The organism is Micromonospora chaiyaphumensis (assembly GCF_900091435.1).
GTDB lineage: Bacteria > Actinomycetota > Actinomycetes > Mycobacteriales > Micromonosporaceae > Micromonospora > Micromonospora chaiyaphumensis.
The window spans coordinates 85,792-111,693 of sequence record NZ_FMCS01000014.1 but is presented as its reverse complement, the minus strand read 5'-3'; the positions used below and the strand labels follow the sequence as shown (position 1 = coordinate 111,693).

At 72.7% G+C, this 25,902-nt stretch carries 30 protein-coding genes and 1 pseudogene; 13 read left to right on the top strand and 18 right to left on the bottom strand.

The genetic code is table 11. From position 1 onward, the window contains the following. The first annotated feature begins 65 nt into the window (after nucleotides 1-65). Complete coding sequence (locus GA0070214_RS29160; RefSeq protein WP_091269733.1) at nucleotides 66-1,481, top strand: MFS transporter; 1,416 nt, start codon at nucleotides 66-68, stop codon at nucleotides 1,479-1,481. 51 nt (nucleotides 1,482-1,532) lie between these two features. Here the strand turns inward: GA0070214_RS29160 and GA0070214_RS29155 are convergent, their stop codons facing one another. The 5 genes from GA0070214_RS29155 to GA0070214_RS29135 form a co-directional block, all read right to left on the bottom strand. Next, nucleotides 1,533-3,176 carry a glycoside hydrolase family 13 protein gene (locus GA0070214_RS29155; protein ID WP_091269781.1) on the bottom strand — a complete coding sequence of 548 codons (1,644 nt, stop codon included), beginning with the start codon at nucleotides 3,174-3,176 and terminating at the stop codon, nucleotides 1,533-1,535. Nucleotides 3,177-3,211: 35 nt separating this feature from the next. Then, nucleotides 3,212-4,282 (bottom strand): LacI family DNA-binding transcriptional regulator, encoded by a 1,071-nt coding sequence (locus tag GA0070214_RS29150; RefSeq protein ID WP_091269732.1) that lies wholly within the window; start codon nucleotides 4,280-4,282, stop codon nucleotides 3,212-3,214. A 62-nt stretch (nucleotides 4,283-4,344) separates the two neighbouring features. Further along, the gene (locus tag GA0070214_RS29145; protein ID WP_091269731.1) at nucleotides 4,345-5,304 is read right to left on the bottom strand and encodes a carbohydrate ABC transporter permease; all 960 of its coding nucleotides are present in this window, start codon (nucleotides 5,302-5,304) and stop codon (nucleotides 4,345-4,347) included. A gap of 1 nt (nucleotide 5,305) precedes the next feature. After that, on the bottom strand, nucleotides 5,306-6,352 hold the full coding sequence (locus GA0070214_RS29140; protein ID WP_091269730.1) for a carbohydrate ABC transporter permease: 1,047 nt from the start codon (nucleotides 6,350-6,352) through the stop codon (nucleotides 5,306-5,308). Between the two features lie 71 nt (nucleotides 6,353-6,423). Then, nucleotides 6,424-7,764, bottom strand: a complete 1,341-nt coding sequence (locus GA0070214_RS29135) for an ABC transporter substrate-binding protein (protein ID WP_091269729.1) — start codon at nucleotides 7,762-7,764, stop codon at nucleotides 6,424-6,426. A gap of 262 nt (nucleotides 7,765-8,026) precedes the next feature. Here GA0070214_RS29135 and GA0070214_RS29130 point away from each other — a divergent pair, with 262 nt between their 5' ends. Then, nucleotides 8,027-8,803 (top strand): M23 family metallopeptidase, encoded by a 777-nt coding sequence (locus GA0070214_RS29130; RefSeq protein ID WP_091269728.1) that lies wholly within the window; start codon nucleotides 8,027-8,029, stop codon nucleotides 8,801-8,803. A 36-nt stretch (nucleotides 8,804-8,839) separates the two neighbouring features. Here the strand turns inward: GA0070214_RS29130 and GA0070214_RS32885 are convergent, their stop codons facing one another. The 5 genes and pseudogenes from GA0070214_RS32885 to GA0070214_RS29115 form a co-directional block, all read right to left on the bottom strand. After that, nucleotides 8,840-8,965, bottom strand: coding sequence for a hypothetical protein (locus GA0070214_RS32885; protein WP_279615680.1), 126 nt, complete (start codon nucleotides 8,963-8,965; stop codon nucleotides 8,840-8,842). 147 nt (nucleotides 8,966-9,112) lie between these two features. Then, entirely contained in the window at nucleotides 9,113-9,259 is a 147-nt protein-coding gene (locus tag GA0070214_RS32010) for a GPGG-motif small membrane protein (RefSeq protein WP_167364351.1), read from the bottom strand. After that, a pseudogene (locus GA0070214_RS29125) lies at nucleotides 9,250-10,028 on the bottom strand (metallophosphoesterase family protein). Before GA0070214_RS29125 ends, GA0070214_RS32010 begins: the two are co-directional and overlap by 10 nt. Before the next feature lie 10 nt (nucleotides 10,029-10,038). Then, nucleotides 10,039-10,248: a hypothetical protein gene (locus GA0070214_RS29120; protein ID WP_204342491.1), complete on the bottom strand. Its 210-nt coding sequence runs from the start codon at nucleotides 10,246-10,248 to the stop codon at nucleotides 10,039-10,041. 56 nt (nucleotides 10,249-10,304) lie between these two features. Beyond that, nucleotides 10,305-11,102, bottom strand: coding sequence for a nucleotidyltransferase (locus GA0070214_RS29115; RefSeq protein WP_279615679.1), 798 nt, complete (start codon nucleotides 11,100-11,102; stop codon nucleotides 10,305-10,307). On the opposite strand from GA0070214_RS29115, the gene GA0070214_RS29110 reads away from it, so the two are divergent. After that, entirely contained in the window at nucleotides 11,038-11,700 is a 663-nt protein-coding gene (locus tag GA0070214_RS29110; protein ID WP_091269724.1) for a dTMP kinase, read from the top strand. The genes GA0070214_RS29115 and GA0070214_RS29110 overlap by 65 nt on opposite strands. Here GA0070214_RS29110 and GA0070214_RS29105 read toward each other — a convergent pair. After that, nucleotides 11,685-12,374, bottom strand: coding sequence for an SDR family NAD(P)-dependent oxidoreductase (locus GA0070214_RS29105; protein WP_091269723.1), 690 nt, complete (start codon nucleotides 12,372-12,374; stop codon nucleotides 11,685-11,687). The two genes, GA0070214_RS29110 and GA0070214_RS29105, sit on opposite strands and share 16 nt — an antisense overlap. Nucleotides 12,375-12,676: 302 nt before the next feature. Here GA0070214_RS29105 and GA0070214_RS29100 point away from each other — a divergent pair, with 302 nt between their 5' ends. From GA0070214_RS29100 to GA0070214_RS29090, 3 genes are all read left to right on the top strand, one after another. Then, nucleotides 12,677-13,591, top strand: coding sequence for a MurR/RpiR family transcriptional regulator (locus tag GA0070214_RS29100; protein ID WP_091269722.1), 915 nt, complete (start codon nucleotides 12,677-12,679; stop codon nucleotides 13,589-13,591). After that, nucleotides 13,588-14,532, top strand: a complete 945-nt coding sequence (murQ, locus tag GA0070214_RS29095; protein WP_091269721.1) for an N-acetylmuramic acid 6-phosphate etherase — start codon at nucleotides 13,588-13,590, stop codon at nucleotides 14,530-14,532. Before GA0070214_RS29100 ends, murQ begins: the two co-directional genes overlap by 4 nt. 458 nt (nucleotides 14,533-14,990) lie before the next feature. Beyond that, nucleotides 14,991-15,980, top strand: a complete 990-nt coding sequence (locus tag GA0070214_RS29090; protein ID WP_208602949.1) for a sigma-70 family RNA polymerase sigma factor — start codon at nucleotides 14,991-14,993, stop codon at nucleotides 15,978-15,980. Nucleotides 15,981-16,050: 70 nt separating this feature from the next. Here GA0070214_RS29090 and GA0070214_RS29085 read toward each other — a convergent pair whose 3' ends face one another. Further along, a complete protein-coding gene (locus GA0070214_RS29085; RefSeq protein WP_091269719.1) occupies nucleotides 16,051-17,019 on the bottom strand; it encodes a C40 family peptidase in 969 nt (322 codons plus the stop codon). 496 nt (nucleotides 17,020-17,515) lie between these two features. Here GA0070214_RS29085 and GA0070214_RS29080 point away from each other — a divergent pair, with 496 nt between their 5' ends. Further along, nucleotides 17,516-18,031 carry a DUF6232 family protein gene (locus GA0070214_RS29080; protein ID WP_091269718.1) on the top strand — a complete coding sequence of 172 codons (516 nt, stop codon included), beginning with the start codon at nucleotides 17,516-17,518 and terminating at the stop codon, nucleotides 18,029-18,031. 10 nt (nucleotides 18,032-18,041) lie between these two features. Here the strand turns inward: GA0070214_RS29080 and GA0070214_RS29075 are convergent, their stop codons facing one another. Beyond that, nucleotides 18,042-18,371: a DUF3817 domain-containing protein gene (locus GA0070214_RS29075; protein ID WP_091269717.1), complete on the bottom strand. Its 330-nt coding sequence runs from the start codon at nucleotides 18,369-18,371 to the stop codon at nucleotides 18,042-18,044. 25 nt (nucleotides 18,372-18,396) lie between these two features. Then, a complete protein-coding gene (locus tag GA0070214_RS29070; RefSeq protein WP_091269716.1) occupies nucleotides 18,397-18,816 on the bottom strand; it encodes a hypothetical protein in 420 nt (139 codons plus the stop codon). 121 nt (nucleotides 18,817-18,937) lie between these two features. Here GA0070214_RS29070 and GA0070214_RS29065 point away from each other — a divergent pair, with 121 nt between their 5' ends. From GA0070214_RS29065 to GA0070214_RS29055, 3 genes are read left to right on the top strand one after another with little or no spacing between them, the layout of a single operon-like run. Then, nucleotides 18,938-19,237, top strand: coding sequence for a DUF6158 family protein (locus tag GA0070214_RS29065; RefSeq protein WP_091269715.1), 300 nt, complete (start codon nucleotides 18,938-18,940; stop codon nucleotides 19,235-19,237). After that, nucleotides 19,237-19,560 carry a hypothetical protein gene (locus tag GA0070214_RS29060; RefSeq protein WP_091269714.1) on the top strand — a complete coding sequence of 108 codons (324 nt, stop codon included), beginning with the start codon at nucleotides 19,237-19,239 and terminating at the stop codon, nucleotides 19,558-19,560. The genes GA0070214_RS29065 and GA0070214_RS29060 overlap by 1 nt, the downstream gene beginning before the upstream one ends. 33 nt (nucleotides 19,561-19,593) lie before the next feature. Beyond that, nucleotides 19,594-20,133, top strand: a complete 540-nt coding sequence (locus tag GA0070214_RS29055; protein WP_091269713.1) for a DUF1360 domain-containing protein — start codon at nucleotides 19,594-19,596, stop codon at nucleotides 20,131-20,133. A 61-nt stretch (nucleotides 20,134-20,194) separates the two neighbouring features. Here GA0070214_RS29055 and GA0070214_RS29050 read toward each other — a convergent pair whose 3' ends face one another. The 3 genes from GA0070214_RS29050 to GA0070214_RS29040 are packed head-to-tail and all read right to left on the bottom strand — an operon-like array spanning nucleotide 20,195 to nucleotide 21,809. Beyond that, nucleotides 20,195-20,404 carry a hypothetical protein gene (locus GA0070214_RS29050; RefSeq protein ID WP_091269712.1) on the bottom strand — a complete coding sequence of 70 codons (210 nt, stop codon included), beginning with the start codon at nucleotides 20,402-20,404 and terminating at the stop codon, nucleotides 20,195-20,197. Nucleotides 20,405-20,446: 42 nt separating this feature from the next. Further along, nucleotides 20,447-20,680: a hypothetical protein gene (locus GA0070214_RS29045; protein WP_377463232.1), complete on the bottom strand. Its 234-nt coding sequence runs from the start codon at nucleotides 20,678-20,680 to the stop codon at nucleotides 20,447-20,449. A 40-nt stretch (nucleotides 20,681-20,720) separates the two neighbouring features. Next, a complete protein-coding gene (locus tag GA0070214_RS29040) occupies nucleotides 20,721-21,809 on the bottom strand; it encodes a 3-deoxy-7-phosphoheptulonate synthase (protein ID WP_091269710.1) in 1,089 nt (362 codons plus the stop codon). 264 nt (nucleotides 21,810-22,073) lie between these two features. Here GA0070214_RS29040 and GA0070214_RS29035 point away from each other — a divergent pair, with 264 nt between their 5' ends. Continuing rightward, entirely contained in the window at nucleotides 22,074-22,289 is a 216-nt protein-coding gene (locus GA0070214_RS29035; protein WP_091269709.1) for a hypothetical protein, read from the top strand. Here GA0070214_RS29035 and GA0070214_RS29030 read toward each other — a convergent pair. Then, nucleotides 22,256-22,978 carry a phosphodiesterase gene (locus GA0070214_RS29030; protein WP_139141930.1) on the bottom strand — a complete coding sequence of 241 codons (723 nt, stop codon included), beginning with the start codon at nucleotides 22,976-22,978 and terminating at the stop codon, nucleotides 22,256-22,258. The two genes, GA0070214_RS29035 and GA0070214_RS29030, sit on opposite strands and share 34 nt — an antisense overlap. Nucleotides 22,979-23,059: 81 nt before the next feature. Between GA0070214_RS29030 and GA0070214_RS29025 the strand changes: the two genes are divergently transcribed. Together GA0070214_RS29025 and GA0070214_RS29020 are read left to right on the top strand one after the other, a co-directional pair. After that, complete coding sequence (locus GA0070214_RS29025) at nucleotides 23,060-24,352, top strand: M16 family metallopeptidase (protein ID WP_091269708.1); 1,293 nt, start codon at nucleotides 23,060-23,062, stop codon at nucleotides 24,350-24,352. Beyond that, nucleotides 24,349-25,695, top strand: a complete 1,347-nt coding sequence (locus GA0070214_RS29020) for a M16 family metallopeptidase (protein WP_091269707.1) — start codon at nucleotides 24,349-24,351, stop codon at nucleotides 25,693-25,695. The genes GA0070214_RS29025 and GA0070214_RS29020 overlap by 4 nt, the downstream gene beginning before the upstream one ends. Nucleotides 25,696-25,902: the final 207 nt, after the last annotated feature.

Genomic DNA, 25,902 nt, shown 5'->3' with positions numbered 1-25,902 from the left:
GGGCCCGGGCGGTTGACCGGCGGGTCGTGTTCCCGTCGTGATCTCCGCCTGGTTTGCTGCCCGGCATGAGCAGCGGCACGAGGGTGTCCCGGCGGGGGAACGCGGCGCACCGGTTCTACAGCGTCGTGGTGTTCGTGGTGCTCGCCTCGCTGGACAACGTGGCCATCGGCCTCGTGCCGCCGCTGTACGGGTCGATCTCCGGGGCGCTCGGGGTCTCGCAGCGCCTGCTCGGCCTGGTCACCGCCGTCAGCTTCCTGGTCAGCGCGGTCGCCGCGGTGGCCTGGGCGTACGTCGGCGACCGGACCGACCGCAAGCCCCTGCTCATGGTCGGCACGCTGATCTGGGCGGCGGGCACCGGGGGCAGCGCGCTCGCCCAGCACTACCCGACGTTCCTGGCCGCCCAGCTCGTCGCCGCGATCGGGCTGGGCGCGGTCGGCTCGGTCGGCTTCTCGGTCGTCACCGATCTGATCTCGCCCCGCCGCCGGGGTCTCGTCATGAGCTTCTGGGGCCTGTCGCAGGGCGTCGGCACGCTCGCCGGCACCCTGACCGGGGGCCTGCTCGGCGCCACCGACTGGCGGCGGCCGTTCCTCGTGCTCACCGTGGTCGGCCTGGCCGCCACCGTGGCGTACCTGTTCACCTACGACATCCGGCGCGGCCAGAGCGAGCCGGAGCTGGCGGCGGCCCTCGACGCCGGCGGCGACTACGACTACCGGATCAGCCGCGCGGACCTGCCCCGGATCCTGGCCCGGCGGACCAACCGCTGGCTGGTCCTCCAGGGCCTGACCGCGCAGGCCGCCTTCGGCTCGCTGGTCTGGCTCCCGGTGCTGTTCAGCCAGCGGGCCGAGGCGCAGGGCTACTCGGCGGCCACCGCCGTGGTGGTGGGCAGCGTCTTCGCCACCCTGTTCCAGCTCGGCGGGGTGCTCTCCATCGTGGGCGGCCTGGCCGGCGACGCGCTGCAACGGCGTACGCCGAGCGGCCGGGCGCTGGTCGCGGCGGTGGGCATCCTCGCGGCCGTGCCGTTCTACCTGGTCCTGTTCCTCGTGCCGATCCGGATCGACGTGCCGGACGGCGGCAGCGCCGGCGCCGTGATCGCGGCGGTGCTGGCCAGCGTGCTCACCGAACCCACCGTGGGGCTGAGCCTGCTCACCGCGGTGGTCGCCCTCGCGCTCACCTCGGCCAACTCACCCAACTGGTTCGCGCTGATCGCCGACGTCAACCCGCCCGAGCACCGGGGCACGGTCTACAGCCTCGGCAACCTGGTCAACGGGGTCGGCCGGGCGGCCGGCAACGGCCTGGTCGGGGTCGCGTTCGGTGCGCTGCGGGCGGCCTTCCCGCCGCCGCTGAACTACGCCGTCGGGCTGGCCGCGTTCCAGCTCTTCTTCATCCCGACCGGCCTCATGTACTGGCTTGCGGCCCGCACCTCGCCGGGGGACATCGAGTCGGTCCACGACCTCCTGCACGCCCGCGCCGACCGCCTGTGAGGAAGGGCCCCTCTCGACGCCTCGCGTTGTAGAGGGGCCCTTCCTGCACCGTCAGGCGCGGAACCAGACCGTGACGTCGGTGGGGACGGTCCCGTTGTCCAGCGGGGCGCTGGACGCCAGCACCTCGGCGCCGGCCGGCAGCGGCGCCGGCTCCGCGCCGAAGTTGGTCAGCACGGTGAGCCCGCCGTTGGTGAACGTCAGCACCTCGTCGCCGGAGGAGAGCCAGCGCAGCGGCCCCCGGGCCAGACCGTGCTCGCGGCGCAGCCGCAGGGCCGTCCGGTACAGCTCGTAGGTCGAGCCGTCGACCCCGCGCTGCCGGTCGAGCGCGTACTCGGCCCAGCTCGACGGCTGGGGGAGCCAGCTCGCGTCGGTCGGCCCGAAGCCGTACGACGGGGCGTCGGCCTCCCACGGGATCGGCACCCGGCAGCCGTCCCGGCCGCGCTGGGTGTGCAGGCTGCGCTCCCAGGTCGGGTCCTGCCGGGCCTCGTCCGGCAGCGTGGTGTGCTCCGGCAGGCCCAGCTCCTCGCCCTGGTAGAGGTAGGCGGAGCCGGGCAGGGCGAGCATCAGCAGGCTGGCCGCCCGGGCCCGGCGCAGGCCGAGCGCGGCGTCGGGCTGCGGGTCGCCGATGCCGATCCCGTTCGGGCGGCCGCCGCCGACGGCCAGCCCGAGCCGGGAGGCGTGCCGGACCACGTCGTGGTTCGACAGCACCCAGGTGGTCGGGGCGCCGACGCTGTCGGTGGCCTCCAGCGAGCGGGTGATCACCGCGTACTGGGCGGGGGCGGTCCAGGCGGCGAGCAGGTACTCGAAGTTGAACGCCTGGTGCATCTCGTCCGGCCGCACGTAGCGGGCCAGCCGCTCGGCCGGCTCCACCCACGCCTCGGCGACCAGGATCCGCTCCCCGTCGTAGGAGTCGAGCAGCCGCCGCCACTCCCGGTAGATGTCGTGCACGCCGTCCTGGTCCCACATGGGCGGGCGCGGCTTGTCCACGTCCTGACCGGAGAGGATCTCCTGCGGCTCCTGCCAGTCGGCCAGGTCGGCCTGCTTGATGAGGCCGTGCGCCACGTCCACCCGGAACCCGTCGACGCCCCGGTCCAGCCAGAAGCGGAGGATGTCCAGGAACTCGGCGCGCACCTCCGGGTTGCCCCAGTTGAGGTCGGGCTGGCCGGTGTCGAAGAGGTGCAGGTACCACTGGCCGTCCGGCAGCCGGGTCCAGGCCGGCCCGCCGAAGACGCTCGTCCAGTCGTTCGGCGGCTCGGCGCCCTGCGGGCCCTTGCCGTCGCGGAAGATGTACCGCTGCCGCTCCGGGCTGCCCGGCGCGGCCGCGACCGCCTCCCGGAACCAGCGGTGCTCCGAGGAGGTGTGGTTGGGCACCAGGTCGACGATCACCCGCAGGCCACGCGCCTTCGCCTCGGCGATCATCTTGTCGGCCTCGCCGAGGGTGCCGAAGAGCGGGTCGACGTCCCGGTAGTCGGCCACGTCGTAACCGGCGTCGGCCTGGGGGGACGGATAGAACGGCGACAGCCAGATCGCGTCGACGCCCAGCTCGCTGAGGTGGTCGAGGCGGGCCGTGATGCCGGGGAGGTCGCCGATGCCGTCGCCGTTCGCATCGGCGAACGAGCGCGGGTAGATCTGGTAGATGACGGCCTCGGTCCACCAGCCGGTGGCCGGGGTCTCCTGCGTCGCGTCGGTGTTCAGCGCCTTCTCCCTGTCGTGCGTACGGGACGAATTCTTCAGTTTGCCCGGGGCGGCGCGGTCGATTCGCGCACCACCAGGCGAGTGGGCAGGATCACGGAGGACGGGGACCGCGGGTCGGTTTCCGGGCCGCGCTGCGCCGGCACCAGCCCGGCGTACGGGTCGGCGACCCGCCCGCCCAGCGGGTCGAGCAGCAGCCGGGCGGCGAGCAGGCCCTGCTCCGCCGCGGGCTGGGCGATGGTGCTGAGCCCGAGCACGCCGGACAGGTCGTGGTCGTCGATGCCGATCACGCTGACGTCCTGCGGCACCCGCAGCCCCGCGTCGCGCAGGGCGGTCATCGCGCCCATCGCCATCTCGTCGCAGGCGGCGAAGATCGCGGTCGGTGGCTCGCCCCGGGCCAGCAGCTCGGCGGTCGCCCGGGTGCCCCCGTCGACGGTGAACTGCGACTCGACGTCCAGGCTCGGGTCGGGCCGGAGCCCGGCCGCCCGCAGCGCCTCCTGGTAGCCGCGCCGCCGGTCCAGGTGGGTGGTGAAGGCCAGCTCGTCGTCCGGGTCGCCGGAGATGTGCGCGATCCGGGTGTGCCCGAGGTCGAGCAGGTGCCGCGTGGCGGTCCGCGCCGCGGCCACGTCGTCGATGCGGACGCAGGGCCAGCCGGGCACCCCGCTGCCGGAGCTGATCGTCACGCCGGGCAGGGCCAGCTTCGTCAGCGCGGTGAGGTCGGCCGGGCGCAGCGGGGTGGCGACCAGGATGATCGCGTCCACCCGTTTGTGCAGGCTGGCCGGGCGCAGCACCCGCTGCCGGATCTGCTCCCGCCCGCCGAGGTTGTAGAGCAGCAGGTCGTAGCCGTTCTGGTGGAGGTAGTCCTCGACCGCCTCGACCACCGTCCCGAAGAACCATCGGGTGATCCGGGGGACCACCACCGCGACCGTGCCGGTCTTCCCGCCGGCCAGCCGGGAGGCGCTCGGTGAGACCGCGTACTGGAGTTGCTCCGCGGCGGCGAGCACCCGGCGCCGCGTCGCGGCCGAGACCGTCGGCAGGCCGCGCAGCGCCCGGGACACGGTGGCCGTGGAGACCCCGGCCAGGCGGGCGACATCGTCAATCTTCGTCATCGGCTCCCCGCTCCGACCCCGCGCCCGCCGCCGCCGGGGACCGGCGGCGGCGGAGCAGGAGATCAGCCCTTGACGCTGCCGGCGAGCAGGCCTCGCACGAAGAAGCGCTGGAGGGACAGGAACACGATCAGCGGTACGACGATCGACACGAACGCGCCGGCCGTGAGCCGCTGCCACTCGTTGCCCCGCGTGCCGGCCAGTTCGGCGAGCCGGACGGTCAGCGGGGCGGTCTCGTCGCCGCCCCCGGCGAAGATGAGCGCGACCAGCAGGTCGTTCCAGACCCAGAGGAACTGGAAGATGCCGAACGCGGCCAGTGCCGGGGTGATCAGCGGCAGCACGATGGTGCGGAAGATCTTCGGGTGGGTGGCCCCGTCGACCCGGGCCGCCTCCATCAGGTCACCGGGGAGCTGCGAGATGAAGTTGTGCAGCAGGAACACGGCGAACGGAAGCGCGAAGCAGGTGTGCGCGAACCAGACCTGCGCGAACTTCTGCTCGTCCACCAGGTCCCAGGCCGGGAGGATCTGTACGCCGGCGACGGTGACGCCGGTCGAGAAGAACTTCAGCAACGGCACGAGCGCCATCTGCAACGGCACGATCTGCAACGCGAAGATCGCGATGTAGACCCAGTCCCGGCCCTTGAAGTTGATCCAGGCCAGCGCGTACGCGGCCAGCGAGGCGAACGCCAGCGGGAAGAGCACCGACGGGATGGTGATGGCCAGTGAGTTGATGAAGTAGCTGGCCAGCTGCCCCGACGAGCCGGTGCTGAAAAGCACCTCCTGGTAGTTCTCCAGGGTGAACTGCGGGTCGCTGAAGAACGTCCACCAGCCGGTGGTCTTGATCTGGTCCTCGGGCCGGAACGAGGAGATGAACAGGCCGAAGGTCGGGATCGTCCAGAGCAGCGCGATGACGATCGAGACCAGCGTGGCGGTGCGGCTGTTCAGCCGCTTGCGGACGCGGGCGGCCCGGCCGGGCGTCCCGGTCGCCTGGACGCCGGCTCCGACGGTGGGGGTGGCGGTGGTCATCTCAGCCCTCCCGCTGCTGACGCAGGTTGCGGATCTGGTAGATCACGATCGGGATCACCAGGACGAAGAGGAAGACCGCGAGCGCGGAGCCGTGCCCGTTCTCCTGGTACCGGAACGCCTGGTTGTACATCTCGGTGGCGATCACGTTGGTGTCGTAGTTGCCGTTGGTGGCGGTCCGGACGATGTCGAAGACCTTGAGCGTGGCGATCGAGAGCGTCACCACCACGACGATCAGCGCCGGCCGGATGCTCGGCATGGTGATCTGCCAGAACATCTGCCAGGGGCTGACGCCGTCGAGCCGGGCCGCCTCCACGATGTCCGCGGGGATGGCCTTGATGGCGGCGGAGAGCACCACCATGGCGAAGCCCGCCTGGATCCACACCATGATCACGATGAGCAGGAAGGTGTTCAGCGGCGACTCCAGCAGCCACTGCTTCGGCTCGCCGCCCAGGCTCACCACGATCTGGTTGAGCAGGCCGATCTGGTCGCCGTCGCCGCGGTACGCGTAGACGAACTTCCAGATGATGGCGGCGCCGACGAACGAGATCGCCATCGGCAGGAAGATCAGGGACTTGGCCACCGCCTCGAACCGGGCCTTGTCCACGAGGACGGCGTAGATCAGGCCGAACGCGGTGGCCGCCAGCGGAACCAGCAGCACCCAGATCAGGCTGTTGATCAGCACCCGGACGATCGAGTCCTCGGAGAACAGCCAGCTGTAGTTGGCCAGGCCCACCCAGCTGCTGCTGTCCTTGTCCATGAACGAAAGGAGGGTGGTGCGGATCGCCGGCACCACCAGCCCGACGAGGAGAAACAGCAGTGTCGGCAACAGGAAGAAGAGCGCGATCACGCCTTCCCGCGGCTTGCGCCGGCGGGGCAGGGGCGTGCCGCTCGCCACGGCCGCGACCAGCCGCTCCTCCCGCCGGCGGGCGAACCAGGCCGGCACCACGTCGAGGAGCAGGAGCAGCCCGCCCACCACACCGACGAAAGCGATCAGCCCGTACATCAGCATGAGGAACTTCGGCTGTTCCGCCGCGAAGTCGAACTCCATCGACCCTCCCTCAAGGGTTCGGTTGCGGGCGGTGGCCCGGTCCGCGACGCGGACCGGGCCACCGCCTCAGATCACTTCCAGCTGCCCTCGATGCCGTTCAGCACCGTGGTGGTGTCCTTGCCGTTGATCCAGTCGACCATGCCCTTCCAGAAGGTGCCCGCGCCGACCGCGGCCGGCATCAGGTCCGAGCCGTCGAACCGGAACTCGGTCTTCGGGTCCTGGAGGATCTGCACGGAGAGCTTGTCCACCGGGTTCGGGACGTTGTTGATGTCGAGCTTCTTGTTCGCCGACAGCCAGTCGCCGATCTTGGCGCGGCTGTTGACGTACTCGCCGGAGGCCAGGTAGGTCTGGACCGCCTGGACCTCGGGACGGTCGGCGAAGGCCGAGACGAACTCGCCGGCGCCCAGCACCGGCTTGCCCTTGGACGGGTCGACGGCCGGGAAGTAGAACGCGAAGACGTCGCCGTCCTCGGCCACCTTGGTGCCCTCCGGCCACTGGTTGGCGTAGAAGGACGCCTGGCGGTGCATGGCGCACTTGCCGGTGGTGATCGGCGTGCCGGCCTCCTGGAAGGAGGTGGTGGCGATGCTCTTCACGCCGCCGAAGCCGCCGTTCATGTACTTCTCGTTCTTGAGGATGGTGCCGGCCTTGTCGACCGCGTCGGCGACCTTCGGGTCGTTGAAGGGGATGCCGTGGGTGGTCCACTGGTCGTAGACCTCCACCCCCTGGGTGCGCAGCAGCACGTCCTCGATCCAGTCGGTGGCCGGCCAGCCGGTGGCGTCACCGGACTCGATGCCCGCGCACCACGGCTTGGTGCCGCTCGCCGCGATCTTGTCGCTCAGGGCGATCAGCTCGTCCCAGGTGGTCGGGACCGACCAGCCCTTGTCCTTGAAGGTCTTCGGCGAGTACCACACGTACGACTTGACGTTGGAGCCGAGCGGCACGCCGTAGAGCTTGCCGTTGACCGTGCTGTACTTCAGCCAGTCGGGGGTGAAGTTCTGCTCGGCCATGGCCTTGGTGTCGGCGCCGACCTCCTTGATCTTGCCCGAGTCGACGAACCGCTTGAGCAGACCCGGCTGCGGGATGAAGGCCAGGTCGGGAGCGTTGCCGCCGTCCACCCGTACGCCGAGCTGGGCCTCGAACTCGCCCGAGCCCTCGTGGTCGATGTCGATACCCGTGCAGTCCTCGAACTGCTTCCAGGACTGGTCCAGGCGGTCGGCCTCGATGTCCCGGATCGACGAGTAGATCGTGACCTTCTTGCCGTCGTGGCCCTGGTACTTCTCGTATGCGGCGCACTCGGGCTTGCTCGCGTTGCTGCTCTTCTTGTCGTTGCCGGTGCCGCAGGCGGTGACGCCGAGCGCCAGCCCCAGAACGCCGGCGATCGCGAGAGCCTGGCGCGATCTGGCAAACGCCATGCCGATCTCCTTCCTTGCCGGCGCGTGGGGGAAATCGAACCCGCGCCGGTCCGATGGTCGTCCCCACATGTAAGCGCTTGCATCCCGTCCGGTCCACCCCCTGCCGGACACGGCCCGGTAACAATCCCGAAACCCGCTCACCGGCCGTGGGCGCGCTCCCACGCTCCGCTGAACGATCGCTCGGGAGGCCTCTTCCCATCGATGGAACTTTCTGCCACGCTGTCCGTATCAGATCGAAAACTTTCAACATAGGAGGCAGTGGATGCGTAAACGCTGGTTCAGCCTCGCGGCGGTGGCGGCCGTTCTCGTGGCCCTGGTCCCGGCGGCGCCGGCCATGGCCGCGCCGACCTTCAAGGTTCCGTTCCCCTGCAACCAGTCCTGGTCCGGGCAGACCCGGTCCGACCACAGCCCGGCCTACGCCGTCGACTTCAACCGCACCGACGACCTCGGCGACCCGGTGGTGGCCAGCGCGCCCGGCACCGTCGACCGGGTGACCGACCTCGGCGGCACCAGTTACGGCAAGTACGTGCGGATCGACCACGGCAACGGCTACACCACCTACTACGCCCACCTGAGCAGCTTCAACGTCTCGGTCGGGCAGACCGTCGGCTACGGCCGGGTCATCGGCTACGTGGGCAGCACCGGCGGCTCGACCGGCCCGCACCTGCACTACGAGCAGCGGCTGAACGGCAACGACATCCAGGTCCGGTTCAACGGGGCGCTCGCCCTCTACTGGGGCACCAAGACCTACACGAGCGACAACGGCTGCGCCGGGTCGAACACCGGTGCCGGCACCGTCAACACCAGCTCCGGCGTCGCCCTGACGGTGCGGTCCGGCCCGGGCACCGGCTACAGCGCGGTCGGCACCGTCGCCGACGGCGCCAACGTCACCATCTACTGCCAGACCAGCGGCACCAGTGTCAGCGGCACCTACGGGACCAGCTCGATCTGGGACCGGATCGGCACCGGCCGGTTCATCTCCGACGCGTACGTCTACACCGGCTACGACGGGTACATCCCCGGCGTGCCGCGCTGCTGACCACGGGTGGGCGCGGGGTGCACCGCCCCGCGCCGCTCACCGGTTCAGCTGCCAGATGGCGAGGTTGAGCGCGGCCGCGACGGTCACCGCGGCGCCGAAGCCAAGCAGGGCCCACCACCTCCGGCCCCGCCCGACCCGGCGGATGGTCCCCGAGATCGTCATGCCGTCGGACGCCCCGGGGCGCCGGGGGCAAACCGGCGGGCGGCAGCACGGCGCCGGGGTCGCCGGGTCCGGAAGCCCCTGTCTGGGAGGACGAGGCGTTCGGACCCGACGACCCCGGCGGGTCAGGGGTGGTGGGAGGTCGACGGGCTAATTGGTGAAGATGCTGACGCCACCGGGGCCGACCAGCAGGCCGACGATGATGAGGACGATGCCCCACAGGATCTGCCGGCGGAACAGCGCGAGGATGCCGGCGACCACCAGTACGACTGCGAGAATCCAGAGAATCAGCTCCATGTCGGCCGGATACCCGTTCGTCGGATCCGGGAAACCTGGCCTCTCACTCCAGATGATCACCCAGGTGGAAGATGCTGTACGCCTGCTTGATGACGGGGTGCGCGACGTTGCGGACGCGTACGCCGCCCGGGGTGGTGCCCCGCTCGGTGCCGTGGTGGGCGTGCCCGTGCAGGGCCAGCGCGGTGGGCGCCGAGTCGATCGCCTGGCCGAGCTGGTAGCAGCCGAGGAACGGATAGATCTCCAGGGGCTCGCCGGCGAGCGTGTCCGGCACGGGGGAGTAGTGGGTGAGCGCGACCAGCAGGTCGCAGTCCAGCCCGCGCAGCGCCGCGCCGAGCGAGTCCGCGCTGTCCTTGGTGGTCTGGACGAACGCCTTCATCTCCGGCTCGCCGAAGTCGCTGGCGCACCGCCCGGCGAACCCTCCGCCGAACCCCTTCACGCCGGCCACGCCCAGCCGCCCGCCGGAGCACTCCAGCACGACCCCGGTCCCCTCCAGCACGGTGATCCCGGCGTCCTCCAGCACCTTCACCACCTGCGGCACCTGGTCGCACTGGTGGTCGTGGTTGCCGAGGACGGTGATCACCGGTACGCCGAGGTCGCCGAACTCCTGCGCCACGCAGCGCGCCTCGGACTCGGTGCCGTGCCGCGTCAGGTCCCCGGCGAGCAGCAGCACGTCGGCGCAGTCGGGCAACTCCTCCAGGGCCGGCCGGAACCGGCCGACGACGTCCTCGTCCAGGTGCACGTCGCCGACGGCGGCGATGCGGATCACCACTGAACCTCCCTCACGGCAGCTCCTCGACCTGGCTGGGGGCCTGGGTGCGGATCACCCCGATGTCGCTGGTGATCGGCAGGTCCGGGAAGCGCTCGGCCACCCGGCGCAGGATCTCCTCCCGCCGGTGCGGGCTCTCCACCTCGCCGTAGAGCACCAGGCCGCGCTCGCGGCGCACCACGGTGATGCCCTGTTCGGCGACGTCCGGGTCCTCGGCCAACATGCTCTGGATCTCCGCCTCGACGTACTCGTCGGGCGGCGCGCCGCCGTGCTGTCCGGTCACGGGGTCTCCCTTCCTCCGGACGCGCCGCCGGGCAGCACGTCGAGCCGGTCGAGCAGCACCAGGAACGCCTCGGCGTACGGCGAGTGCTGCGTCTCCTTCCGTACCCGTTCCCAGTCGATCTGTTCCCGCAGCGAGCGGGCGAGCGGCAGGGCCCGGGCGAAGTCGCAGTAGTGCTGGGAGAAGCTGAGCAGCTTGTGCACCATGAGCTGACTGGCCGAGAGCACCGGCATGTGGATGGCGTCGACCGGCCGCACGATGGTGTCGGCGAAGGTCTCCTCGGTCACCGGGGTCTCGATCGGCCGGTGGATCAGGTCCACCATCCGGCCCTCGTCGTAGACCTTGACCAGCCAGTCCTCGGGCGGGCGCTCGGCGGTGAAGCCGGCCTCGACCAGGGCCTCCAAGGCCCGGTCCACGTCCTGCTGCCGGATCAGGAAGTCCACGTCGTGGTCGCTGGAGTGGCCGCCGTGGGCGTACACGGCGAAGCTGCCGCCCAGCGCGAAGGGGATCTCGGACTGCTTGAGCACGGCGGCGACCTTCTTCAGGGTGTGCACCAGGGTCTCGTCCCCGCGCTCGGCCATCTGGGTCTCCCGTCGTCGTAGGTGGCGGTGGGAATGAAGTTGCGTACCCGGCGAACGGGTCGGCCACACCTGTTGGGGACGCGCCCCGACGTGGCGGTGACAATGCGGACAAACCGCCGAAGGCGAGCACTGGTCGGATAGCCTCGGGAGGGTGGCCAGGTCACAGCGGGTGCGGCGCGGCAGGGCCCGACTGCGCGCCGTCGCCCTGATCGGCATCGACGGCTCGGGCAAGACCACCCAGGCCCACCGGCTCGCCGAGGCGCTCACCGCCGCGGGCCACCCCGCCACCTACCACCGCAACGCCGGCGGCCGCCGCTGGCTCGGCCGGCTCGCCCAGCGGGTCGGCCGGCCCGACGCGCAGCGGCTCGTCGGGCGCAACGGGCTGCTCGCCCTGGAGTCCCTGCTCCGCTGGCTGGCCATCGCGCTCGCCCTGGTGACCTGTCTGGTGACGGGCCGGACGGCCGTGATGGACCGCTGGTCCGCCTGCCAGTACGCCAGCATCCGGGCGCACGGCGGGCAGCGGTGGGAGCGGCTGGCCCGGGCCGGGTACCGCGTCTTCCCGCCGCCCCGCGTCACCTTCCTGCTGACCCTCGATCCGGCTGAGGCCTACCGGCGGATCGAGCGGCGCGGCACCGACCACGAGAGCATGCAGTGGCTCAGCGACGCGGCGACGGCCTACCGCACCCTGCCGGAGTACGGCAGTTTCGTGGTGGTGGACGGCAGCGGCACCCCGGAGGAGGTGTCCCACCGGATCCGCGCGCACCTGACCGAGTGGCTCCCCGGCGAACCGGTGCCGGCTCAGGCCCGCCCGTAGACCGGGATGCTCGCCCCGCTGGTCGGCGCCGACTCGTCGGACGCCAGGAAACGGATCACCGCGGCGATCTCGGCGGGCGGGACCCAGCGCCGGTGGTCGGCGTCCGGCTGCGCGGCGCGGTTGGCCGGCGTGTCGATCACGCTGGGCAGCACCGTGTTGCTGCGCACCCCGCGCTGGCGGTATTCGACGGCCACGGCGTTGGCGAAGGCCTGCACGGCCGCCTTGGCGGTGGCGTAGCCGGCCGCGCCGGGGAAGGGCGCCAGCGCGGCCCGCGCCGACACGCAGACCACCGCGCCGCCGCCGGCCGCGACCAGGTGCGGCAGCGCGGCCTGGGTGACCAGGTAGGTCGGCCGCAGGTTGATCCGCAGCATCCGGTCGAACTCCTCGATCGGGGTCTCGTGCACGAGGCCGCCGCTGGCGTAGCCACCGACGAGGTTGACCACGGCGCGCAGCGGCGCGGCCGGCTCGGCTGTGGCGACGGCCACGGCCCGCGCGGCGCCCTCCGGGTCCAGCAGGTCCGAGGTGACGCGGACCGGCCCGCCGGCCGCCGGCGCCGTCCCGCCACCCTCCCGTTCGGGTACGACCACCCGCCAGCCGGCCCTGAGGAAGGCGGCCGTGACCGCGCCGCCCAGCCCGCCCGTGCCCCCGGTCACCAGCACCGTGCGCTCCGCCATGGGCACCACGCTAGCCGCCCGGCCGGCGCGGCGATGACCGGGGCGCGATTCCTGCCCGTCGATCCCCGTCGTGACGCGGCCCCGGCCGACCGGTGACCTCGGTGCGGCCGTCCGGCCGAGGTCGCAGGCGCGACGGCCGGGCCGGCCGTCGGCCGGCGCCCCGGGAGTCGACCGGAGCGGGGGAGGCGGCGGGGCTGCGGGAATGGGACCCTTGGGGCGGGAAGCGGGCGCGGAACGCGGTACTTTTCCGGATACGCGCCGTCATGGTTGACGGTCACGCCTCATGAAAGTAAGTTTCATCCGTGGCGAAGAGTCCGAAGATTTCTGCGAGTCACGAGCCCGGTGGACTGATCGTCCACATCAGCGGCCTGCTGCCCTCGCTGTCCCCGGCCGAGCAGCGGGTGGCCCGGCTGGTCGTCGCCGACCCGGCCGACGCCGCCCGGCGCACCATCACCGACCTCGCCACCGCCGCCGAGACATCCGAGGCCACCGTCATCCGGTTCTGCCGGTCGGTCGGCATGGACGGCTACCCCCAGCTGCGCATCCGGCTCGCCGCCGAGGCCGCCCGCCGGATCGAGCCGCCGGACGCCCGCGTGGTGGGCGGTGACATCCCACCCGGCGCCGACCTGGCGCAGATCATCGCCACGATCGCGTTCAACGACGCGCGGGCCGTCGAGGAGACGGCCGAGCAGCTCGACCCGGCCGTCTGCGAGCAGGTGGTCGAGGCGATCGGCGCGGCCGGCCGGATCGACGTCTACGGCGCCGGGGCCAGCGGCTTCGTCGCCTCGGACTTCCAGCAGAAGCTGCACCGCATCGGCCGCACGGCCTTCTACTTCCCGGACGTGCACACCGCGCTCACCTCGGCGGCCCTGCTCGGCCGGGGCGACGTCGCGGTCGGCATCTCGCACACCGGCACGACGTCGGACGTCATCGAGGTGCTCGAACAGGCCCGCGCCCGGGGCGCCACGACGGTCGCGCTGACCAACTTCCCCCGCTCGCCGATCACCGAGGTCGCCGACCACGTGCTGACCACCGCGGCCCGCGAGACCACCTACCGCTCCGGCGCGATGGCCAGCCGGCTGGCCCAGCTGACCGTCGTCGACTGCCTCTTCGTCGGGGTGGCCGCACGGAACCGGGCCAAGGCCCGGAAGGCCCTGGAAGCGACCGCCGAGGCCGTCCAGTCGCACCGGGTGGGCGCCGGCCGGAGGCGGGCATGACGGCGGGACGGGTGGAGCGGGACGAGATGGCCGTGCGGCCGGTGGTCCGGGTGGGTGCCCCCACCGAGCGGCGCAACCCGCACAGCGTCGACCTCGACCTGATGTCGACCCGGGACGTGCTCACCATCATCAACGAGGCGGACCGGCGGGTGCCCGCCGCGGTGGCCGCCGTCCTCGACGAGATCGCCGAGACCGTCGACCTGGCCGTGGCCGCGCTGCGCGGCGGGAACCGGGTGCACTACTTCGGCGCCGGCACCTCCGGCCGCCTCGGCGTGCTCGACGCCGCCGAACTCGCGCCCACCTTCAACTCGCCGCGGCACTGGTTCTGCTCGCACCTGGCCGGCGGTCCCGAGGCCATGTGGCGGGCCGTCGAGGACGCCGAGGACGACGAGCGCGGCGGCGCCGCCGAGGCCGCCGAGTGCGTACGGCCCGGCGACCTGGTGGTCGGGCTGGCCGCGAGCGGGCGCACCCCGTACGTCCTCGGGGCGCTCGCCGCATCCCGGGCGCAGGGGGCCGCGACGGTGCTGCTCTGCGCCAATCCGGAGGCCGAAGCCGCCGCGTCGGTGGATGTCTTCATCGGGGTGGACACCGGACCCGAGGTGGTCACCGGTTCGACCCGGATGAAGGCGGGCACCGCGCAGAAGCTGGTGCTCAACACCTTCTCCACGGCCGTCATGGTGCGCCTCGGCCGGGTCTACTCGAACCTGATGATCGACATGGTGGCCACCAACGCCAAGCTGCGCGGCCGGATGATCTCCATCCTCATGGAGGCCACCGGCTGCGCCGAGGAGGTCTGCCGCGCCGCTCTCAACGAGGCCGACGGCGACCTCAAGACCGCCCTCGTCTCGCTGGTCTCCGGCGCCGAGGTCTCGGCCGCCCGGGCCGCCCTGGCCCGCTCCGCCGACCAGGTACGCGGCGCGCTCGCCCTGCTCGCCTCCTGACGCCTCCGCCGGCCGGATCCCCTCCCGGCCGGCCCGCACCACGGGTGCGACGCGCATCACGTGGCGGGTGGGGACGTCCCGCCCGCTGCGGATTGTTCAACCAGCCGTGGGGTAATCCTCACCCGTGGCTGAACCGACCGGTCCGCGGACGCGTATCTCGCAGTGACCAGGATCGCAATGAGGCGGTGACGCGGGTCGCTGTGTTCATGGAATTCGCAATGGTGCGATTTCCTGAGCGGACGACGATTCCGCTGCTCCGACGCCCTCCGCCGGGGCGTCCGGGAGCCACCCGAGCAGGGGTCCTGACAGCAAACATGGACCGGGCTCTCAGCTACTACTCAGGCATTCGTGACAGTTTCGACTCACGACATGGAATCCCCGACGCGTCTCATCTGTTGTGTAGGTGTCAGCACCTACGGGCACAGCGGAGGTTACGGGGAGGGCTGATGAACGTGGGGATGGCAAGGAACCGGGCAACCGGCGCGAGCGAGGGGACCGTGGCAATCGTGGACAAGAACATCGGCATGCGTACCGACGAGGTCGCCGAGGAGCGGGACCTGGTCGGCGTCTACCTGCACGAGATCTCCCGGACGCCGCTGCTGGACGCCGCCAAGGAGGTCGATCTCTCCAAGGCGATCGAGGCCGGCCTCTACGCCGAGCACCTGCTCGGTGAGGACCGCGTCCCCGCCGGCGTCGACCGGGAGGACCTGGAGCGGCTGGTCGTCGAGGGCGAGCGCGCGAAGGACCTGTTCATCCGCGCGAACCTGCGACTGGTCGTCTCGATCGCCCGCCGCTACGTGCGGTCGGGCATGCCCATGCTGGACCTGATCCAGGAGGGCAACACCGGCCTGGTCCGGGCCGTCGAGAAGTTCGACTACGAGCGCGGCTACAAGTTCTCCACCTACGCGACCTGGTGGATCCGCCAGGCCATCAGCCGGGCGATCGCGCAGCAGGAGCGCACCGTGCGGCTGCCCGTGCACCTGGTCGAGGACGTCAACCGGATGCGCAACGTGGCCCGGCAGCTCACCCGTGAGCTGGGCAGCGACCCGGAGCCGGAGCAGATCGCGGCGGCGCTCGGCGTCACCGTCGAGCGGGTCAACGAGCTGCGCCGCTGGTCGCAGGACACCGTCTCGCTGGACACCCCGGTGGGCGACGACGGCGACACCAACCTCGGCGACCTGGTCGCCGACAGCGACGCCCCGTCGCCGGAGGAGATCGTCCTCACCGGCCTGGAGCGGCAGCGAATCGAGGGTCTGCTCAACCACCTCGACGACCGTTCGGCCGGCATCATGCGGGCCCGCTACGGCCTGGAGGACGGGCGCGAGCACTCGCTCACCGAGGTCGCGTCGCGGTTCTCGCTCTCCCGGGAGCGGATCCGTCAGCTGGAGATCCAGGCCCTCGGCCGGCTCCGTGAGCTGGCCCGCGCCGAGGGGCTGCAGGCGGCCTGACCTGGTAGTAATGGAATCGACGAACGGCCGGCGTCCGATAGGGGGACGCCGGCCGTTCGCCGTTCCGGGATCAGCGCACCCGGCCGTAGCCGGCGATGGTCATGATGTCCATGTCCCGCTTGTTGACGTTGCGGCCCGCGCTGGGCGCGTCGATGATCTGGCCGCTGCCCACGTAGATGGCCACGTGCCCGAGACCCGAGTAGAACACCAGGTCGCCGGGTTGCAGTGAGCCGCGGCTGATCCGGGAGGTGGCGTCCCACTGCATCGCCGCGTTGTGCGGCAGGGACTTGCCGGCGGCCCGCCAGGCCGCCAGGGTCAGCCCGGAGCAGTCGTAGCTGCCGGGGCCGTCGTCGCCGTAGCCGTAGGGCTTGCCGATCGCGCCGTAGGCGTAGCGCACGGCCACGCCGGCGGAACCCGAGATGGCCGGGGCGCTGCCGGCCGAGCTGGAACTGGCGGGCGCCTCGGTGGCCCGGCCGTACGCCTTCCGGCGCAGCTCGTAGAGGCGGGCCAGGTCTGCCTCGATCTTCTTCTTGCCGGCGACCAACTGCTTGGCCTGCGCCGCCTCCCGGGCCAGCGTGGCGTCGAGCCGGGCCTTCTGGTCGATGAGCCGGCGCTGGTTCTCGGTGAAGCCCGCGATGGTCTGCTGCCGCTGGCGGGTCAACTGGTCGAGCGTGCCCAGCCGGTCCGGCAGCGTGGCCGGCCCGCCCGGCTCCAGCAGGGCCTGCACGGTGCGCATGCCCCCGGTCTTGTAGGCCGTGGCGGCGAGGAGGCCGACGTCGGCGCGGCTCCGCTCGGCCTGCTCCTGCAACGGGCCGATCCTGGTCTGCAACGTGGCCGCGGTGGCCTTGTTGGCCTTGATCTCCTCGTTGAGCTTGTTGTACGACTCGACGATTCGCTCCAGCTCAGTCGAGGACTTCTCGATCTGCTTCGTCAGCTCGGCGGGGGTGGGCTCGGCCCGAGCCACCGACGCCGGGGCCAGCAGCGCGGCCGAGAGGCCGGCCACCGCAAGCGAGCGCAGCAGGATCCGTAAGGACGACAAGAGCGGAAAGCTCCTCTCCGACTCCTCGCCGGGCGCGTGCACGCACCCGCGACACCGGCCCGGGGCCATCCGGGTGGATGGCGGTCGACCGGACCGGCCTGCCCAACCTAACCCGGGACCGGAGTGTCCGGGAGTTGAAGCAGGGGCGAAAGTTGGCAAAGTGTCAGGAAGTGCCACCGGTGCCGGTGACGGTCAGTGACCGGCTGGCGGGCGTGCCGTCGTCGCGCCCGTGCCGGGTGGGCGGATCACACCACTGGCCCGATTCGTCGTTCTGGGCGGATGTCGCCAGGCAACGCGCCGCAAAGTCATGACAAAGACGGAAATCACTCTGATATTCGGGCGCGGCGCCGGTCCGGCCGCAGGCGCGTGGGCAGGGAAAACATCCGGCCGGGGTGGCGCACCCGCAACACAATGAAGCGCGGAGTCCGGGATTCCCGCCGCGCGGCAAGGCCGGCGCGCGCCGGGAGGCCGGGCCCGCGAACCCCGGGAGGCCGCCGTGCAGACCGATGGCTCCACCACCCGCCCGCCCCGGTCACCGGGCGCGGGCTCCACCCTGCTCTACGCCCGGCCGGGCATCGTCGTCACCGGCGAGCGCTTCACCGTCGGCCGCAACAGCTGGCCGGTCGCCGAGATCACCCAGCTCTGGACCACCCGGGGCCCGCACGACCGGCTCGCCCTCCGGGCGGTCGCCGTCTCCGCCGCACTGATCGGCGCGGTCGGTGTGCTGCTCGGCTTCACCGGCGGGCTGCAACGGCTCACCGCTGCGGCGTATCTCACGCTGGGCGCGGTCGGGCTGCTGCCACTGCTGCTCGTGCTGATCGGTGACCGCTGGCGGCCGCCGTTGTACGAGCTGTGGGGCCGGCTCGGCGGTGCCGAGGTGCTGCTCTTCAGCAGCGACGACGAGCGACAGTTCGGCCAGGTCACCCGGGCCCTGAAGCGGGCCCGCGAAGGGGTGCGCCACGGCGGCTGGACGGACCCGCCGGCGGCCCAGGCGTGGCGGCCGAACCGCTGACCCGGCCGGATCAGCCGGCGACCGGCTCCGGCGCCCGGGTGGGCCGCTCGGCGGCCAGCCAGTGGCTCACCCGGCGCTCGGCGTAGAACGAGACGAACGGCACCGTGCCGGCGAGCATCACGAGCAGCATCCGCTTCAGCGGCCAGTCGGCGCGGCGCGACAGGTCGAAGGTGAGCGCCAGGTAGATCATGTAGAGCCAGCCGTGGGCGGTGCCGACCACCGCCACCACGGTCGGGTTGTCGAAGCCGTACTTCAGCGGCATGCCGATCAGGACCAGCACCACCAGCGCCACGCCCACGATCCAGGCGATCACGCGGTACCGGGTAAGGGCTCCGCCCACCGTCGTCCGTCCTTCCGCACCGGCCTCAGCCGGGATAGTCGCCGGGCTTCGCACCCGGGTTGGCGTTCAACCAGGAAAGGTAGCGGTTGTACGCGGCCAGTTCGCCGTCGTCGCCCCCGCCGGCCGGGGCGGCCGGCACGCGACTGACCCGCACCGGCCGGCGTACCGCCGGGGTGGCGACGGCCGGCTCGGGCCCGGCGGCCGCCGACGGCGCCGGACCGGTCGCCTGCTCACGCGCGGCCCGCAGCGTGTGCCGCACCTCACGCCACCAGACGAAGACCACGAAGGCCGCGAAGACCGGCCACTCGATCGCGTAGCCGAAACTCAGCGTGTTGCCACCGGCGGCCCGGGTGACCTGCCACCAGCCCAGCCCGAGAAAGCCCACCACCAGCACGACCATGGCCACGTGGCGGGCGATCCACGCCGGTGTCCAGAGCCGCTTCATGCCATCGAGGGTACCGGGCCCGCCGGCCGTCTCCGACACGGTGTCGTAGGTGGGAGGGTTTGGTGACACCCCCGCTGGGCATCCGTCTAGACGCCAGCCCGAACGAGACGAGGGGGCGACGATGACCGAATCAGTACGCCGTGACGCCAGCCCGGAGCAGCGGGTGACCGAATGGGACGGCGATCACGCCCGCACCCAGGACGTCGACGGTGAGCTGCTCGGGGTGGACCCCGCCGAGCTCGGCGACGAGGACCTGATCCGGGAGATGCAGAGCCTGCACCGGACCCGGCTGGACACCCTCCGGCACGCCACCGACTCGGCGCTCGCCAACCACCTGCGCCGCACCGCCGAGCTGGAGACCGAGTACCTGGCCCGGCACCCCGGCCGGGAGGTCGACCCGAGCCGCCTCCGGGACGCCTGATGAGCAACCACGCCGAGCGCGGCATGTCCGCGCCGCCCGAGGTGGTCTTCAGCACCGCCACCGACCCGGACCGGTCGTCGGCCTGGCTGCCCGAGGAGCTGCGCCGGTCCGGCACCCACCAGGTGGAGGTGCTCGACGCCGAGGACCTGCGGGCCCGCTGGAGCTCCGAGTCCGCTGGCTGGTCCGCGGACATCGACGTGGAGCCGGCCGACGCCGGAGGCGCCCGGGTCCGGCTCGACCTGACCGGCACCGATCACGGGATGGCCGACGAGATCCTGGCCAACCTCGCCCGCGAGGTGTCCGACAACCTGAACGCCGGCTGAGCCGGCGCCGCCGACGAGAAGGAGGGAGGCCGGGTGACCGGTAGTGGCCTGAAGCAGAAGGTGGCGCGGCTGCGCCAGGCGTACGCGCCGCACGAGCACCGGCCGCTGGGCGGTTACCTCGTGGCGATGGGCACGTACGGTGCGGTGACCGCGTCGCTGGTCGGCCTGGTCAAGGCGACCGGCCGGCCGGTGCCGGAGCGGCCCGCGGCCGCCGACGTGGTGCTGCTCTCGATCGCGACCCACAAGCTGAGCCGGCTGCTCTCCAAGGACGCGATCACCAGCCCGCTCCGCGCGCCGTTCACCCGCTACGACCACCCGATCGGCAGCGGCGAGGTGATGGAGCAGGTCCGCGACCAGGGCAGCCCGACCCGGCACGCGCTCGGCGAGCTGGTGAGCTGCCCGTTCTGCCTGGCGGTCTGGGTGGCCACCGGCCTCACCGGCGGGCTGGTGCTGGCGCCCCGGCTGACCCGGCTGGTCGCCACCGCGCTGACCGCGGTCGCCGCCTCCGATTTCCTCCAGATGGGGTACGCGGTGGCCCAGCAGGCGGCCGAGGGTGGGCACCAGGAGGACTGACCGCACGACGGAATGGGGGCCGGCGTACCGCGCCGACCCCCATTCTCGCGTACCCGTCCGCTCAGGTCGGGGTGGTGCCGTGGTCCTCGCCGGCCCAGCCGCGCGCCGCCTCCGGCTCCCGCTCGTCGCGGTCCTCGCCGGTGATGACGTCGTCGGAGACCGCCGTCTGGTCGTGCTCGCCGGAGAAGTCGGGATCCGGCAGCGTGTCCGTGCCCTCGGGCGGTTGGCCGAGCGCCGGAGGGTGCTCGTGTTCCTCGTTGCGGTCGGTCATTGCGCTGTCCTCTCCGTCCTCGGGCGGCCCCTCCCGGATGGCTCAGGCCACCGTCCCGCCGAGCAGGTCGGCCGCCTCGTCGACCGCGTACTCGCCCTCGGGCAGCGCGTCGATCCGGGCCAGCAGGTCGGCGGGGAGTTCGGCGGACACCGCCCGGCGGTAGATGTCCGCCTGGCTCATCCGCTCCTGGCCACGGAAGATGTCGTCGAGCAGTTCGTCGAGCTGCCGGGTGTCCGGCTGCTCCGTCACGGGCGCGTCGTCGGTCACGCCGACCAGCTACCCGGGCCCGAATCGGTCAAACGTCCCCACCCCCCGCTCACGCGGGGGTGGGCAGGGTGGCGCGGCGGGTGCGGACGGCCTGGGCCAGGTGGTCGAGGACCTCGGCCGTGGTGTCCCAGCCGATGCAGGCGTCGGTCACCGACTTGCCGTACTCCAGGTCGCGGGTGGGGTCCAGGTCCTGGCGGCCCGGCTGGAGGAAGCTCTCCAGCATGATGCCGACGATGCCCCGCTGGCCGGCGGCGAGCTGCGCGGCCACGTCGGCGGCGACCAGCGGCTCGTTGCGGTGGTCCTTGCCGCTGTTGGCGTGGCTGGCGTCGACCACCACGCGCTCGGGCAGCCCGGCCGCCCGCAGCAGGTCCAGCGCCCCCGCCACCGACTCCGCGTCGTAGTTGGGCCGGCCACCGCCACCGCGCAGCACCAGGTGCCCGTCGGCGTTGCCCCGGGTGTGCATGATCGCCGGGGTGCCGGAGACGTCGATGCCGGGGAAGACGTGCGGCACGCCGGCCGCCCGGATCGCGTCCACCGCCGTGGCGATGCTGCCGTCCGGGCGGTTCTTCATGCCGATCGGCATGGACAGGCCGGAGGCGAGCTGGCGGTGCACCTGGCTCTCCACCGTCCGCGCGCCGATCGCGCCCCAGGCCACCGTGTCGGCGATGTACTGCGGGGTGATCGGGTCGAGGAACTCGCAGCCCACCGGCAGGCCCAGCCGCAGCACGTCGAGCAGGAGCGCCCGGGCGGTGCGCAGCCCGGTGTTCACGTCGCCCGAGCCGTCCAGGCCGGGGTCGTTGATCAGGCCCTTCCAGCCCACGGTCGAGCGCGGCTTCTCGAAGTAGACCCGCATCACCACGAGCAGGTCGTCGGCCAGCCGGTCGGCGACCTGGCGCAGCCGGCCCGCGTACTCCAGGGCGGCGGCGGGGTCGTGCACCGAGCACGGGCCGACCACGACCAGCAGCCGGTCGTCGGCCCGGTCCAGCACCCGGGCGACGGCGCGCCGGCCGGCCACCACGGCCTCGGCCAGGGCCTCCTCCAGGGGCAGGTGGTGGTGCAGCAGGGCCGGGGTGGTCAGCGGCACGACACGGTCGATCCGCTGGTCGATGACCCGATGGGCGTCCGGGGTCGTCGTCACGGTGGGGTTCCTTCCGCCGACCGTGCCCGGGGCCGGCGCCCGGGATCGAGCCGGCTGCTCGAAAAGCGAAAGGGCAGGGAATCATCCCTGCCCGGCCGGCTCGAAGAGGAAGTGACGTCAGCTCATGGTCGAGTCACCGGCTCCTCCAGCCGGCTGCCTAAACCATCGATACGACCGCGTCACGCCCGTCAGCGTACCCGACGTCAGGGGCGCGTCCCACCCGCTCGTCGCGTACGCCACGCCCGGCGGGGGTATGGGGACGGCATGAGTCAGGACCAGAGCGACCAGGAGCGGATCGAGTCCCGCGCCCACCTGCTGCCCGAGGAGGCGGCGGTGGGCAGCGAGGATCCGGAGGCGCAGGCCGACGCGATCCTCGCCGAATCGGACATCCGGGAGGAGGACCGGAACGCCGCCCCGGACACGGTGCTGGAGCACCGGACCTCCGATCAGACCGTCACCCCCGTCGAGCCCCCCGACTGAGCGCTGGCGCCCCGGGCCCGCCGGGAACCCCGGTAGGTGGTCGCCCGCAACCACGCGAGCGGGCCGGTCACCCGCAGGCCCGGCGGCGCGTTGCCGATCGGATCGAAGGCCAGCGCGGCGTCCTCCCGGGCGCCGCGCCGGCCGTCCAGGCGCACCTCGCCGAACGGCCGCCACGGCCCGACCGCCGAGGCCACCGCGAGCACCAGCCGCGGCCCGTCGTCGCCGGCCGCCCCCGGGAATCCGGCCAGGCCGCGGCCCAGCTCCGGCGAGTCCGGGTCGGCCAGCACCGCCAGGTACAGCCGCCGCCGGCCGGCCCGGAAGGACATGATCGAGCTGTACGTCCCCGTGAAGCCGCGCCGGGGCAGCGGCAGGTGGCGCAGCACCGGTGCGGCGGCGCTGGAACTGGCCAGCAGGTCCACCGCCGGCTCCGGATCGCGGTGCAGCCGGATCCCCACCCCCAGCACGTCCGGCCAGCTCCCCGGCGTCGGCACCCCCTTGGACAGGCGGACCGTCGCCGGCCACCGGCCGGGCAGGTCGAGCAGCGGCACCCCGGTCGGCGGGCCCGGCGTACCCCAGATCAGGACCTCGGCGGAGAAGGTGCGGCCGGCGGGGTGCAGCAGCCGGCCACGCCGGAGCCGGGCCAGCGCGGCGGCGGCGCGTTCGACCGCCGACGTTGCGGGGGAGGACATGCGGGGCGAGTACCCCGGCGCGCGGCGACGATGCTCCCCGCACGTCACCTTTCCACCCGCGAGATCGGATAGCGTCGTGCCATGCCCGACAGCGGTTACCCCTGGCCGATCGAGACGACCCGACTGGACAACGGTCTGCGCGTGGTGGTGAGCGAGGACCGCACCGCCCCCGCCGTCGCCGTGAACCTCTGGTACGACGTGGGTTCCCGGCACGAGCCCGAGGGCCAGACCGGCTTCGCCCACCTCTTCGAGCACCTGATGTTCGAGGGCTCGGTCAACGTGGCGAAGACCGAGCACATGAGGCTCATCCAGGGCTCCGGCGGCTCGCTCAACGCCACCACGAACCCGGACCGGACCAACTACTTCGAGACGGTCCCGGCCGAGCACCTGGAGCTGGCGCTCTGGCTGGAGGCCGACCGGATGGGCGGGCTGGTCCCGGCGCTGACCCAGGAGACGCTGGACAACCAGCGGGACGTCGTGAAGAACGAGCGCCGCCAGCGCTACGAGAACGTGCCGTACGGCGACGCCTGGCTGCGGCTGCTGCCGCTGCTCTATCCGCCCGGGCATCCCTACCACCACGCCACGATCGGCTCGATGGCCGACCTGAACGCCGCCGACCTGGCCACCTTCCAGGCGTTCCACACCACCTACTACGCCCCGAACAACGCGGTGCTCACCGTGGTCGGCGACACCACGGCCGCCGAGGTGTTCGCGCTGGCCGACAAGTACTTCGGCGCCCTGCCGCCGCGCGAGGACATCCCGGCGGCCCCGGACGGGCGCACCGTCCCGGCCACCGGCCGGCCCGCCGTGGAGACGGTCACCGCCGAGGTGCCCGCCCCCCGGGTCTACGTCGCGCACCGCACCCAGCCGTTCGGCACCCCCGGCTACGACGTGGCCACGGTGCTCGCCACCGTGCTGGGCAGCGGCCGGGGCAGCCGGCTCTACCAGCGCCTCGCCGACGGCGAGCGGATCGCCCAGCCGGACCTGGTCGGGGCGTACGGGGTGGACCTGGCGCACGCCCCGGCGCCGCTGATCGCCACCGCCACGGCCCGTCCCGGCGTGTCCGGCGACCGGCTGCGCGAGGGGCTCGCCGAGGTGGTCGACGAGCTGGCCACCGTGCCGGTGACCGCCGCCGAGCTGGACCGGGCCAAGGCGTTGCTGAGCACCATGTGGTGGCGGCAGATGTCCACCGTGGACGGCCGGGCGGACACCCTCGGCCGGTACGCCACCCAGTTCGGCGACCCGGCCCGGGCCGGCGAGCGGCTGCCCGCCTGGCTCGCCGTCACCGCCGAGCAGATCGCCGAGCAGGCCGCCGAACTGCTGGGCGCGGCCGACCGGGCGACCCTCACCTACCTGCCCGAGGAGACCTCATGACGCTGATCGCCACCCGTCCCGGACCGGGCGCCGCCCGCCCGTACCGGTTCCCGCAGGTGGTCCGCCGGTCCGCCGCCGGCGGCCAGGTCGTCGCCGCGCACCTGCCCGGGCAGAACCTCGCCGTCGCGCTGCTGCTGCTCGACGGCGGCGCCGGCCGGGAGCCGGTCGGCAAGGAGGGGCTCGGCGGGGTGCTGGCCAAGGCGCTGGAGGAGGGCACCGCGCAGCGGGACGCCACCGCGTACGCCCTGGCCATCGAGGCGCTCGGCACCGAGCTGGTGACCGGCCTGGACTGGGACTCGTTCCAGGTGAGCGTGCAGGTGCCGGTCGACCGGCTGAGCGCCGCCGTGGAACTGCTCACCGAGGCGGTACGCACGCCGAAGCTCGACCCGGTCGACGTGCGGCGGGTCCGCGACGACGAGGCGACCGCCCTGCGGATGGACTGGGCGAACCCGGGCCCGCGGGCCGACGCCGTGCTGCGCGCCGACCTGTTCGGGGCGGACAACCGCTGGGGCCGCCCCCTGTACGGCGACCCGGAGAGCGTGGCCGCCCTGGACGTGGACGACGTCACCGTCTTCCACTCCGAGTGGTTCATCCGCCCCGGCACGCTGATCGTCGCCGGTGACCTGGACCGGGTCGACCTCGACGCGCTCGCCGCGACGGTGTTCACCGGTGCCGGCGGCGCGGCGGCGGACAAGGGCGGGCCCATCGAGGTGCCGCTGTCCGACCGGCGGCGGATCATCCTGGTCGACCGTCCCGGCTCGGTGCAGTCCACGCTCCGGCTCGGGCACCCGTCGCCCCACCGGGCCCACCCGGACCACGTGCCGATGACGCTGGCCGGCACGGTGCTCGGCGGGGCCTTCACCTCCCGGCTCAACCACCTGATCCGCGAGGTGCGCGGCTACACGTACGGGATCCGCGGCGACTTCGCCTCGTCCCGCCGGTTCGGCCGGTTCGCGATCAGCTCCGGCGTGCAGACCGCGGTGACCGCGCCGGCCCTGGTCGAGGCGGTCGGTGAGGTGTCGCGTACCCAGCTGACCGGGGTGACCGAGGACGAGCTGACCGTGGCCCGCTCCTGGCGGGCCGGCCAGCTCTCGGTCGAGCTGCAGAGCCCCCGGGCCATCGCCTCGGCACTGACCACGCTGGTCGTGCACGACCTGCCGGACGACTACCACGCCCGGCTGCGCGAGGCGCTGCTCGCCGCGACCGTCGAGGAGGTCTCCGCGGCGGCCGCCGCCCACCTGCACCCGGAGTCGCTCACGCTGGTCGTCGAGGGCGACGCGGCGGTGATCCGGGACGAGCTGGTGGCCGCCGGCCTCGGCGAGGTGGTCGACCACACGTCCTGACCGGATTCCGGTGGGGTGCCGGCCGCGGCGATGTGATTCCCGTCGCGTCCGGCGGGTCGCGTGCGCCCGGGGCGCGGGCGCGGATGCTCCGGCCCGGGCCCCGGACGGCCGGGAATTCTCCGTCGGCGGCCCGTCGCTCGGCGGTGTCGTTGCCGGCCGACCGGCCGATCGCCGAAGGGTGCGCGGGCGGCCGGCGGCCCGCGCGCT

Bases quoted from the DNA above. Each gene is read 5' to 3' on its own strand.
- GA0070214_RS29160 (WP_091269733.1), top strand. From the start codon at position 66: ATGAGCAGCGGCACGAGGGTGTCCCGGCGGGGGAACGCGGCGCACCGG.
- GA0070214_RS29150 (WP_091269732.1), bottom strand. From the start codon at position 4,282: ATGACGAAGATTGACGATGTCGCCCGCCTGGCCGGGGTCTCCACGGCC.
- GA0070214_RS29145 (WP_091269731.1), bottom strand. From the start codon at position 5,304: ATGACCACCGCCACCCCCACCGTCGGAGCCGGCGTCCAGGCGACCGGG.
- GA0070214_RS29140 (WP_091269730.1), bottom strand. From the start codon at position 6,352: ATGGAGTTCGACTTCGCGGCGGAACAGCCGAAGTTCCTCATGCTGATG.
- GA0070214_RS29135 (WP_091269729.1), bottom strand. From the start codon at position 7,764: ATGGCGTTTGCCAGATCGCGCCAGGCTCTCGCGATCGCCGGCGTTCTG.
- GA0070214_RS29130 (WP_091269728.1), top strand. From the start codon at position 8,027: ATGCGTAAACGCTGGTTCAGCCTCGCGGCGGTGGCGGCCGTTCTCGTG.
- GA0070214_RS32885 (WP_279615680.1), bottom strand. From the start codon at position 8,965: ATGACGATCTCGGGGACCATCCGCCGGGTCGGGCGGGGCCGGAGGTGG.
- GA0070214_RS32010 (WP_167364351.1), bottom strand. From the start codon at position 9,259: ATGGAGCTGATTCTCTGGATTCTCGCAGTCGTACTGGTGGTCGCCGGC.
- GA0070214_RS29120 (WP_204342491.1), bottom strand. From the start codon at position 10,248: ATGTTGGCCGAGGACCCGGACGTCGCCGAACAGGGCATCACCGTGGTG.
- GA0070214_RS29115 (WP_279615679.1), bottom strand. From the start codon at position 11,102: ATGCCGATCAGGGCGACGGCGCGCAGTCGGGCCCTGCCGCGCCGCACC.
- GA0070214_RS29105 (WP_091269723.1), bottom strand. From the start codon at position 12,374: ATGGCGGAGCGCACGGTGCTGGTGACCGGGGGCACGGGCGGGCTGGGC.
- murQ (WP_091269721.1), top strand. From the start codon at position 13,588: ATGACGGCGGGACGGGTGGAGCGGGACGAGATGGCCGTGCGGCCGGTG.
- GA0070214_RS29090 (WP_208602949.1), top strand. From the start codon at position 14,991: ATGGCAAGGAACCGGGCAACCGGCGCGAGCGAGGGGACCGTGGCAATC.
- GA0070214_RS29070 (WP_091269716.1), bottom strand. From the start codon at position 18,816: ATGAAGCGGCTCTGGACACCGGCGTGGATCGCCCGCCACGTGGCCATG.
- GA0070214_RS29065 (WP_091269715.1), top strand. From the start codon at position 18,938: ATGACCGAATCAGTACGCCGTGACGCCAGCCCGGAGCAGCGGGTGACC.
- GA0070214_RS29060 (WP_091269714.1), top strand. From the start codon at position 19,237: ATGAGCAACCACGCCGAGCGCGGCATGTCCGCGCCGCCCGAGGTGGTC.
- GA0070214_RS29050 (WP_091269712.1), bottom strand. From the start codon at position 20,404: ATGACCGACCGCAACGAGGAACACGAGCACCCTCCGGCGCTCGGCCAA.
- GA0070214_RS29035 (WP_091269709.1), top strand. From the start codon at position 22,074: ATGAGTCAGGACCAGAGCGACCAGGAGCGGATCGAGTCCCGCGCCCAC.
- GA0070214_RS29030 (WP_139141930.1), bottom strand. From the start codon at position 22,978: ATGTCCTCCCCCGCAACGTCGGCGGTCGAACGCGCCGCCGCCGCGCTG.
- GA0070214_RS29025 (WP_091269708.1), top strand. From the start codon at position 23,060: ATGCCCGACAGCGGTTACCCCTGGCCGATCGAGACGACCCGACTGGAC.
- GA0070214_RS29020 (WP_091269707.1), top strand. From the start codon at position 24,349: ATGACGCTGATCGCCACCCGTCCCGGACCGGGCGCCGCCCGCCCGTAC.